The organism is Phocaeicola sp. (assembly GCF_057861905.1).
Window position 1 is genome coordinate 1 of the sequence record NZ_DBMACV010000091.1, and the last position, 10,801, is coordinate 10,801.

9 protein-coding genes and 1 tRNA gene are annotated in these 10,801 nt (G+C 38.7%); 8 read left to right on the forward strand and 2 right to left on the reverse strand.

The genetic code is table 11. The features are described 5' to 3' along the window. The first annotated feature begins 301 nt into the window (after positions 1-301). Entirely contained in the window at positions 302-1,441 is a 1,140-nt protein-coding gene (locus ACZM60_RS13365; RefSeq protein ID WP_489521743.1) for an OmpA family protein, read from the forward strand. Between the two features lie 65 nt (positions 1,442-1,506). Here the strand turns inward: ACZM60_RS13365 and ACZM60_RS13370 are convergent. Beyond that, positions 1,507-1,578: transfer RNA gene (locus tag ACZM60_RS13370), tRNA-Arg, on the reverse strand. A gap of 162 nt (positions 1,579-1,740) precedes the next feature. Between ACZM60_RS13370 and ACZM60_RS13375 the strand changes: the two genes are divergently transcribed. The 7 genes from ACZM60_RS13375 (at position 1,741) to ACZM60_RS13405 (ending at position 9,377) form a co-directional block, all read left to right on the forward strand. After that, positions 1,741-3,594, forward strand: coding sequence for a 2-oxoacid:acceptor oxidoreductase subunit alpha (locus tag ACZM60_RS13375; protein ID WP_489521744.1), 1,854 nt, complete (start codon positions 1,741-1,743; stop codon positions 3,592-3,594). Positions 3,595-3,597: 3 nt separating this feature from the next. After that, positions 3,598-4,608: a 2-oxoacid:ferredoxin oxidoreductase subunit beta gene (locus ACZM60_RS13380; RefSeq protein WP_021971510.1), complete on the forward strand. Its 1,011-nt coding sequence runs from the start codon at positions 3,598-3,600 to the stop codon at positions 4,606-4,608. A gap of 190 nt (positions 4,609-4,798) precedes the next feature. Then, a complete protein-coding gene (locus tag ACZM60_RS13385) occupies positions 4,799-5,233 on the forward strand; it encodes a hypothetical protein (RefSeq protein ID WP_489521745.1) in 435 nt (144 codons plus the stop codon). Positions 5,234-5,331: 98 nt separating this feature from the next. Next, positions 5,332-5,892 carry an AraC family transcriptional regulator gene (locus ACZM60_RS13390; protein ID WP_489521746.1) on the forward strand — a complete coding sequence of 187 codons (561 nt, stop codon included), beginning with the start codon at positions 5,332-5,334 and terminating at the stop codon, positions 5,890-5,892. A gap of 546 nt (positions 5,893-6,438) precedes the next feature. After that, a complete protein-coding gene (locus ACZM60_RS13395; RefSeq protein WP_489521747.1) occupies positions 6,439-7,896 on the forward strand; it encodes a CsgG/HfaB family protein in 1,458 nt (485 codons plus the stop codon). Positions 7,897-7,909: 13 nt separating this feature from the next. After that, positions 7,910-8,380: a hypothetical protein gene (locus tag ACZM60_RS13400; RefSeq protein WP_489521748.1), complete on the forward strand. Its 471-nt coding sequence runs from the start codon at positions 7,910-7,912 to the stop codon at positions 8,378-8,380. Positions 8,381-8,852: 472 nt separating this feature from the next. Beyond that, on the forward strand, positions 8,853-9,377 hold the full coding sequence (locus ACZM60_RS13405; RefSeq protein ID WP_021970025.1) for an outer membrane beta-barrel protein: 525 nt from the start codon (positions 8,853-8,855) through the stop codon (positions 9,375-9,377). Between the two features lie 285 nt (positions 9,378-9,662). On the opposite strand, the gene upp is transcribed toward ACZM60_RS13405, so the two are convergent. After that, positions 9,663-10,316, reverse strand: a complete 654-nt coding sequence (upp, locus tag ACZM60_RS13410) for a uracil phosphoribosyltransferase (RefSeq protein ID WP_021970024.1) — start codon at positions 10,314-10,316, stop codon at positions 9,663-9,665. Positions 10,317-10,801 lie beyond the last annotated feature (485 nt).

The window sequence follows — 10,801 nt, forward strand, 5'->3', positions numbered from 1 at the left end:
TAATCGAGATTATCTTCTGAATATCGCTGCCTGAAAAAGTTAACTACACTCTTATCGTTGATAAAGAAAAGAGGGTGAATCGCGTATTACGACACACCCTCCTTATGCTTTCTCTTAATTCGTTAATATATAAAGATTTTGCTTTGTTTAGGATTTGCTTTAAGAGAATCTTTTAGTCTGGTTGCTGCAATTTGGGCTCTTTTATGTACCACCAATTGGTGAACAAAGTTTAGATGGATTTGTTGTATGTACGAACAGTAAGAAACAAAAACAACTAACTATTTAAAGATTTAGAAAAAGTATGAGAAAAAATTTTCTCTTAGCAATGGCATTTGCTGCTGTTGCTGTAACAAGTAATGCACAAGATGCATACGTAGGTAATAAGTTTTTTGACAATTGGTACATTGGGGTAAAAGGAGGAGGTGTTACTCCAACTACACATTCTGCTTTCTGGAAAAATATGCGTGGAACAGCAGGCGTGGAGCTGGGTAAACAGATTACTCCGGTTTTAGGCGTTTCATTCGAAGGATTGACAACGATTAATACAAGCAATAGCCGTAATGCATTTGATGCTTTGAATTTGGGTGCATTGGGTAAGATCAACCTGAACAATTTATTTGGAACTTATCAGGGACAACCTCGATTGTTCGAAGTGGAAGCAATTGCCGGTATCGGATGGGGACATGATTTCATGAACTCTGGCATGGGATACGACCAGTCGTATATGGTAAGCCGTTTCGGCGCAAGCTTCAACTTTAACTTAGGTGAATCGAAGGCATGGACTATTAATGTTCGTCCCGCGATTGTTTACCGCATGGATGGTAACAGAGCACACGTCCTGAATGTAAATAAGTCGGCGATAGAGTTGCTGGCTGGTGTAACTTATCACTTTGCGAGCAGCAACGGAAAGCACTATCAGACAATTCAGACACCTTACAACCAGGCTGAAGTTGATATGCTGAATGAGGCAATCAACAACCTGCGTGCAGAATCTGCTGCAAAGAATGCAGACATTGAAGCATTGCAGAATGAGAACGAGGAACTGAAAGGAAAACTGAACGAGTGCATGAATGCCCCAGCAAAAGTAGAAACTGTCATCCAGAATACTCATTCCAAATCATTGGAATCAGTTGTAACTTTCGGACAAGGAAAAACAACTGTCAGTGTAGATCAGTTGCCTAATGTAGAGCGTATTGCTACCTACATGAAGAACAATCCTGCCAGCACTGTAGTGATTAAGGGATATGCTTCTCCCGAAGGTAGTGCAGAAGTAAATGCACGTATTGCCAAACAGCGTGCAGAAGCAGTAAAAAACATTTTGATAAATAAATATAAGATTAAAGAAAGCCGTATTACGGCAGAAGGTCAGGGTGTAGGCTCTATGTTTTCTGAACCCGACTGGAATCGTGTAAGTATTGCAACACTGAACGAAGCAGAATAAAACTCTAATTTGTTTTTCGGAAAAGGGCTGTGTCAATAAGTTGACATGGCCTTTTTTTGTATAAGTACCCTCGTCGGGAATCGAACCCGAATCAAAAGTTTAGGAAACTTCTATTCTATCCGTTGAACTACAAGGGCAGTGATTGCAAATTTACTGCTTTTTCATAATATCCCAATGTTTTTGTTTGAAAAACTTGAGGCATACCTTTACAAATGAAATAAATGCGGTTTTATTTTGATTTTTAAAGGAAGTTCGCCAATTTTGCGATTAGTGAATTTGTAAACTTTAAATAGCATATTATGGCAGAAGAAATGATAGTCAAGGAGCTGGATGATGTAGTCGTTCGCTTCTCGGGTGATTCAGGCGACGGTATGCAGCTGGCTGGGAATATGTTTTCCAATATCTCGGCTGCCGAAGGAAATGATATCAGCACCTTTCCGGATTATCCGGCTGATATTCGTGCTCCGCAAGGAACATTGACAGGGGTTTCAGGATTCCAGGTGCATATCGGTTCTGGTAAGGTATATACTCCGGGCGACAAGTGCGATATACTGGTAGCGATGAATCCAGCTGCATTGAAAACACAGTATAAATTTTGTAAACCGCAGTCGGTTATAATCATTGATACAGATTCTTTTACGAAGCGTGACTTGGAAAAGGCACAGTTCGTATTGGAAAATCCTTTTTCAGAGCTTGGCATTAAAAATGAAGTGGTAGAAGCTGCTATCACCACAATGTGTAAGGAGAGCTTGAAAGATAGTGGACTTGACAATAAGTCCATTATGCGAACCAAGAATATGTTTGCATTAGGATTGGTTTGCTGGCTTTTTCATCGCGATATAAGTGTAGGCGAAAAACTGCTGCGCGAAAAGTTTGCGAAAAAGCCTGAAATAGCCGAAGCTAACGTAAAAGTGCTTTACGATGGTTATCATTTTGGAGAAAATACCCATGCCTCGGTTGCCATGAGTTATTTGGTTCCCAGCAAGGAACAGAAGGTAAAAGGGCGTTATATGGATATTAACGGGAATAAGGCTACTGCATATGGTCTGATAGCTGCTGCCGAAAAAGCTGGCTTGCAGCTCTATTTGGGTTCTTATCCTATTACTCCGGCTACTGATATTCTGCACGAACTGGCAAAACATAAGTCACTTGGTGTAAAAACAGTTCAGTGTGAGGATGAGATTGCTGGATGTGCTTCGGCTGTAGGAGCTGCTTTTGCTGGCGCACTGGCTGTAACCAGCACATCGGGACCTGGTATCTGTCTGAAGAGTGAGGCTATGAACCTGGCGGTTATTACCGAATTGCCTTTAGTTGTAGTCGACGTACAGCGTGGTGGACCATCTACAGGTCTTCCTACCAAATCAGAGCAGACTGACTTATTACAGGTCTTATATGGCCGAAATGGTGAAAGTCCGATGCCTGTCATTGCGGCTTCTTCTCCAACTGATTGTTTTGATGCGGCGTATATGGCTTGTAAGATTGCTTTGGAGCACATGACTCCGGTTGTGTTGCTGACAGATGCATATATTGCCAACGGTTCGGCAGCATGGCGTTTACCCGATTTGAACGAATATCCTGCTATTTGTCCTCCATACGTAACTCCAGATATGGCAGGAAACTGGACACCATTCCAGCGTAATCCTCAGACGGGTGTGCGTTACTGGGCTACTCCGGGTATGGAAGGCTTTATGCATCGTATAGGTGGTCTGGAGAAAAGTAATGAAACAGGAGCCATTTCTACAGATCCGGAAAATCATAACCTGATGACACGTTTGCGTGCTGAGAAAGTCGCAAAGATTGCCGATTCTATTCCGGAACTGAAAGTAGAAGGTAATCCGGAAGCCGATTTATTGATTGTAGGTTTTGGCGGAACGTATGGTCATTTGCATTCTGCTATGGATGAACTTAACAAGCGAGGAAAGAAGGCTGCACTGGCTCATTTCAGATTTATCAATCCTTTACCTAAAAATACCGCAGATGTACTCCGACGTTATAAAAAGATTGTAGTTGCAGAGCAAAATATGGGTCAGTTGGCAGGCTATTTGCGGATGAAAGTTGAAGGTATTCACCTGCATCAGTTCAATCAGGTAAAAGGACAGCCTTTTGTCGTTCAGGAATTGGTTGATGCGTTTACTAAATTAATGGAGGAATAAACAATGAGTGAAACAAAATATACAGCAGCAGATTATAAAGCAGGGCAGCCACGCTGGTGTCCGGGATGCGGTGACCATGCATTTTTGAATTCCTTTCACAAGGCTTTGGCCGAACTGGGTGTACCTCCCCATGAGATAGCGGTTATTTCAGGTATTGGCTGTTCATCGCGTTTGCCTTACTACATGAATACATACGGCATGCATACCATTCATGGACGTGCTGCTGCTATTGCAACGGGTGCAAAAGTAGTGAATCCTGCTCTTACTATCTGGCAGATTTCAGGTGATGGTGATGGACTTGCCATTGGTGGTAATCATTTTATTCATGCCATTCGTCGTAATGTAGATATTAATATCATTTTGTTGAATAACCGTATTTACGGATTGACCAAAGGACAATATTCTCCTACTTCAGCACGTGGATTCATCAGTAAGTCTTCGCCATACGGTACGGTAGAAGATCCGTTCCGTCCTGCTGAATTGTGCTTTGGAGCACGTGGACGTTTCTTTGCCCGTTGTGTGGCTGTAGATGGTGGCCCTTCTGTCGACGTATTGAAGGCGGCAGCTCGCCATAAAGGAACATCAGTAGTAGAGGTCCTTCAGAATTGTGTGATATTCAACGATGGAACCCACAATGCTGTTGCCAAAAAAGAAGATCGTGACCGTAATGCTATTTATCTGGAACATGGCAAACCGATGCTTTTTGGCCCGAATAAGGAATTTGGCTTGATGCAGGAAGGCTTTGGACTGAAGGTTGTCAAATTGGGCGAAAACGGGATTACAGAAAAAGATATCCTGGTACACGATGCCCACTGCGAAGATCATACACTTCAACTGAAGCTGGCACTTATGGAAGGCCCCGATTTCCCGATAGCCTTAGGAGTTATTCGTGATGTGGAAGCTCCTACGTATGATGCGGCTGTCGAAGCACAGATAGAAGAAGTTTCAGCAAAGAAGAAATACCATAATTTTGCTGAATTGCTGGCTACAAATGATACTTGGGAAATAGAATAATACTTAAGAAGTTGAATTAATATTCTTCTATCTTTTAGAAGTAAAGGAAGCCACTATGTGATTTTGTTAGTCATATAGTGGCTTTTGCTTTTCAGAATTTCTCCATTTCTCGTTTTGCTATGAAAACGATTTGCAAGAAACTTCAAATTATTTTACTTTTATCAATTATTTATTGTTAGGGAGTTAAGATATGGGAGTATTGTATTTATCTGTTGAATTATTTTTCGACTTGATAGCCTGTGTATTAGGTGCCGTGTTAGTTTATTGTGCGGGCGATAATTATCCGAAGTTTTATTGGGGAATTATTGCTTTTTGTATCGGTGCAGTATTTATGTGGGAAAATATCGGCTGGTTGACCATTGTGACTGATATTCCAGAATATCGTTTTACTGATTTACTGAATATTGAGAAAATGTTAAAATGGTATGTATTAGCAAGCATTGTAGCATTATTCCCTACAGCTTCTTTGCTGCCAGGTTATCTTACTCCTTTCAAGATACTCTTTTTTTACTTCCGTCCATTCTGCTTACCACTGTCGGATTATGTTATTTGGGGTTCAATGGTGAAACGACACCCTTACTCACTTGTTCGGATATATTTGCAGGTTTTGACCGTACAGATGTGATACTACGGGTTGTTTTGTTCCTTTCTTCTATTGTAACTCCCATATTTTTCTGTTTCTATCCTTTATTTCGTCGGAAAGCGTATCGACAGATAAACGGGATGATGTATGTCTTTATTGGAATTATCTGTCTTTTTGTTCTCATCTACTGTTTGTTTACGTTATTTATCAATGAGTTTATATTCAACTTGTTTGGGGCGACTTCTATTTTATTTGCAGTATTTTTCTCAGTTCAATATTTACTAAAGGAAAATCCATTTTCCAGTCGATGTACGAATAATAAGGAAGAAGGAAGTATATCAGATAAAGAAGAACCGGATATGCTTTCCTCTCTGTTTATTCAGATTGAAAATCACCTGTATGCAACTTTGGCATATACTGATCCTAACTATAATTTACATATATTGTCGAAAGCCTTACAAATAAAAGAGAATCAATTATCGTTGGCAATAAAGTCTGCCGGCTTCAGTAGCTTTAGAGAGTATATAAATGATTTACGTTTACAGCATTTTAAAAAGTTGATAGAATCGGGAAGTGATAGAAGTATTAAAGAGCTCATTTATTTAACAGGATTCAACTCCCGTTCTACTTTTTATCGGAATTTTTCCGATAAATACGGCCTTTCTCCTACAGAATTTGTCGATATGTGTAAGAATAAATGACAAAAGTGTCCCATTTCTTGAAGTGGAACACTTTTGTTTTTTTATCTTATTCCATATTCCTTATTTTTGAAAAATCAACATAACTCCTTTTCTGATAAATAAATGCAGCCTATTGTATTGCTGTAAATCTTGCAATACAAGTGAGGCAATTATGCAACATACATCGAAAAGGAGTATATATTTTTTACATAATTTTGTGATTGTATATTTTGAAGATAGATTGGAGAATGGAACATATTGGGCAAGTTATCAAGCAAGAATTAGAGAAACAAGAACGAAGTGTGGCATGGCTTGCAAGAAAACTTTCGTGTGATCGTTCGAATATTTACCGCATTTTCCAGAAGGAGAGTATTGACACTTGTTTGCTGGTTCGTATTTCCATCATTTTGCAGCATGATTTCTTTGAAGGTTTTTCTGCCAGTATAAGATCTCAGCTTTTGGAACAGAAATAGATTTATTTGATTTTAGTGCATTTAAAAATGTACTGCTTTTAATTATATTTTTAATTATATAGATAAAGAGTTTATTATTTAAGGTTTATATGCTATGAAGAAGTCTATTTTACTTTTGTTTTCATTATGCTTAATGTTACAGGTATTAGCTCAGAAAAAAGGATATATTATTAAAATAGATGGAGAAACAATCTATACAGATTTGGGAAGCTCTTTTGTACAAGTTGGAGATTGGATTAATGTTTATGGAAAAGGAACATATATTGTTCATCCTGTAACTCAGAAGAAAATTTATACAGAGCCAGAAATTATTGGCAAATTGGAAATTGGTAGTACGTTTAAAGACTATTCTATTGCTAAGGTAAATGATAGAAGTTTGTTACATCTTCTAAAAGAAGGTCTGGAAGTTTTTGTGATAAGTAATGATAAAATCATAGGTCAGTCAGGCAATACATCGCTTAGTCCTATGCAAAGTGCGGCGTCTAGTGAAAGAATACCAATAGTTATTGCTCCGGCACAAGTAAATGATGTGGTAGGAGTGGGACATTTTGGGGGATATGTTGCTGATATTTTAATGGAACAGATGTTGCTTTGTGATAAAGTGAAATTGTTAGACCGTAGTATATTAAATGCACAGATAGATGAAGTAAATCTTGCAGGAAGTTATATTGATCCGGCAACGGCTATTCAACGTGCTAAAATTCAAGGGGCACGCTATATTCTTCAGGTGACAATGCAAAAGCCTGACGTAGTCAATGTGCGAACAGGTATACCATTGGCTTCTATTATGGGAGCGATTCAGGGAGCTACTGGTACTAATATTGGGGCACAATATATGTCGAATGCAAGTATAGCAACATTGAAGGCTGAGGTTAATATTACCACTCGTGTTGTTGATCTGGAAACAGGAGAAGTAATGTTCATGACTAGTGGAAAAGGAAAAGCAAAAGGAAAAAGTTCTGTTTCATTAGAGTATGGCGCTTTAGGTGGTGGAGAAATAAACGGAGGTGTAGAAGGATTTAAACAAAGTATAACAGGTAAAGCCATTCAACGAGCTTTTACAACTATAGGACGTAATCTGAATCGCTATTTTAATGAAGATACTGATGCAAAGGTTATAGGACACGCTAGTGGAGTTTTATCAGGTAGATATGATGATAAATTGTACTCTAAGGGGTGTGGGTTGTATTTAGGAACTGAAAAGTTGGATAAAGAAGGGGGGCAAATGGTATTTGCTGATAACTCTGATTTATATTTCCAATATAAAAAAGGACGTAGATTGGTAAAATGGTCATGGCTTTCTGCATTTGCTGGTATAATAACTGGATTTGCAACAATGGGTGTGGGTGAATATGAAGAGGATTATTTAAGTGCAGGTGGTGGCCTGATGTTAGCTGGCATAGGGGGAACTATATATATGTGTATTATAGGTAAGAAAAAAATAAAAGGTGCCGTTAATAGATATAATGCATTACATGATAGTCATGCTTATCAGCCGGTTTTAAAATTGGGAGGTACATCTGGAGGCATTGGACTAAGATTAGAATTTTAATGTAGATAAAATTATGAAACAAAAATTATTATTCTTATTGATTGCATGTCTGGGATTAACAAGTAGTGTCAAAGGTCAAATGGATACATGGATGCTTAATCAGTGGCTGAATCAAATAAATATGGATGTTTATCAACAACAGCAAAAATTGTTTGATAAATACATGAAACTGCTGGATGCAGAAAGTAAGCGGAGGGACGCTAATGCGACGGCTGTATGTATTTTACTTCCGGGGGGAGCGGATATATTTTTTGCACGTATACAGACTCTTTACTTGGATTTAAATAATGTAGAAGTTGTACATCAGTTTCCTGATATGAGGGAAAAGATAATTCCGTCTTCTTCCTATTTGGCCTTAAATGGGACAATTATAACGAATTCAGTATTTAAACCAGGGCATACGGTTCTTGTACGAAGAAAGGATACGGGAAAGATATTGAGTGAAACTACTATTCCGTCTAAAAATACAATGGCATATCAGTAGTTTTTGCATGGAGCGCAGCAGGCGGCACAAGCTTATGGTAACAGTAATCAGAATTTTAAGTTTCCTATGACTTCTCCAGGTAGTACGAAAACAAGGACGAAAGTATGTTCCTTATGCAGAGGTAAAGGATGGATTGCGGGTTCCAAGACCCCTGTTTATGGGACAAGTGGTAGTTACTGGTGTGAAGAATGTGGGCGAGAAGTTTATGCTTCACATAGTCATGATCGTTGTCCTTCGTGTGGAGGATCAGGTAGTACTTATTAAGTGTGAGTGAAAAATGGCTCTTATTATTTACTGAGTTTACAGAAATATTTAGTCTATTCTATATATAGGAAGTGTCTTTTCGAATGAATTTGTTGTTTCATACAAGAAATATAACACATATGTTCTACTCTGAAAAGTGGAGCTATGTAGACTTTTCCTTTTGCAGTTACGTGATTTTAAAATAAATTTTTAACTAAATTGAAAAGCTATGAAAAAGTCATTTTTTATTTTTGCCATGCTTTGCATGTCATTGTTTACGGGAGTTGCTCAAGAAACGAAATGGGGAGTTGGGGTTAATGTCGGTTATGGAACAGATGTTTCTAAGATTTTTCTTGGTGTAAGAGGCCATTATGACATTACAGAGGCCTTTACTGTTGCAGCGAGTTTTAATCATTACTTTAAAGAAACGGTTGATTTGGATAGCTATGATGCTACTGGTGTAGAAGGAAGTTTAAAGTGTTGGGATATTAATGCAGACTTGCACTGGAATGTTTACCATAATGATTTATTGAAATTTTATCCATTTGTAGGTTTGACTTATTTGAATGCAAAAGGCTCTGTTGAGGTTGAAGAAGTAACAATCAGTAATTCTGAAGGAAATTTTGGCGCTAATGTAGGTGTTGGAGCACAGTTCGATTTCGGGTCTAATTGGGCTGCTAGTGTGGAGGCCAAGTACCAAATTATTGAAGGAGGGCAGTTTGTTCCTATGGCAAGTGTGATATATCGGTTTTAAGCAAGTGTTAGGGGCGAATTAATATTTGGCAATTTTTGTATTATTATCAGGTAAAAACGAATATATTAAGCCATGAATCTATTTGAACAGCATGGCATAAATGCTTTTACATTTAGGGCATGCTGTTCTTTTTTCTGATATCTTAATTTATTTCTCTGCAAAGGAGAAATGAAACGTCTGCATCTTTTTATTTTTTTTGTACAAAAGATTTTATTTTTTGTACAAAAAACAATTCAGATTTGCCCGTGAATTTCCGAAACGGAAGCGGGTTTGCTTCGAAACAGCCTATTCTTTTTCTCCGTAGCACAAGTCACCGGCATCGCCCAGCCCCGGTACGATATACGAATGTGCATTCAGTTCCGGATCGACGGCAGCACACCATACCGTAGTCTTGTCCTGTGGAAATACTTTCTGCACATGCTCTACTGCCTGTCGGCTGGCAATGACCGATGCAATATGTATGTGTGCAGGTTCACCTTTGGTGAGCAATGCTTTATAGGCGAGCTCCATCGAACCGCCGGTAGCCAGCATCGGATCTACCAGAATCAGTGTTTTTCCGTCCAGACGTGGAGAAGCGATGTATTCTATATGGATATCAAAATTGTCGGCGTCTATGTATTTGCGGTAAGCCGAAACAAAAGCATTCTCAGCGCGGTCGAAATAATTAATGAATCCCCGGTGCAGTGGCAGTCCGGCACGCAGGATAGTAGCGATGACTGGCTGTATGGCAGGCACGTTTTCGGTTGCCATGGCTAAAGGTGTCTGTATCTCCAGCGGTTGGTAAGAAAGGTCACGGCTGATTTCGTATGCCATGATTTCTCCGATACGTTCGATGTTGCGGCGGAAACGCAGGCTGTCACCTTGTATATTTACATCGCGAATCTCTGCCAGATACTGGTTTAGAATACTATTATTCCGGTTCAGTTCTACAATTTTCATAGATTGGTTCTCTTTTTTTTGATTGTTACATGTTTATGCCGCAAATATACGGATAATTCGTGAAATATATCAGATATGAACACGTTGTGTCTTATGAAGATAAAGTAACGACTTCTGTTGGGAGGAGAATGGAAGTATAGACTTGTTATAACCTGTTCGGGAAAAAATTTATCTTCATCTTTCTAACATAAAAGACCTTAAGCAGCCTGAGTAAGGCCTTTTATGTTTTGAGTAATGATAAATATCCTTTAATATGAGATAATTACCAAAGTAAGGGTTACGGGGGAGTCAGGCTGCTGTTTGCCGCATGAACTAATGTTTCGTGTGTGCATTACTTTGGGGAATTTCGTAAATATACCTGTTGTTTCAAGTGGTAATATTCATAGTTACGTGAGTTCGGGATAAGAAAGTATCTTTAAAAGTTGGTAATCACCGAATTATTTTGTATATTTAAGTCTGACAAACAATTAATTACAAATTAACAA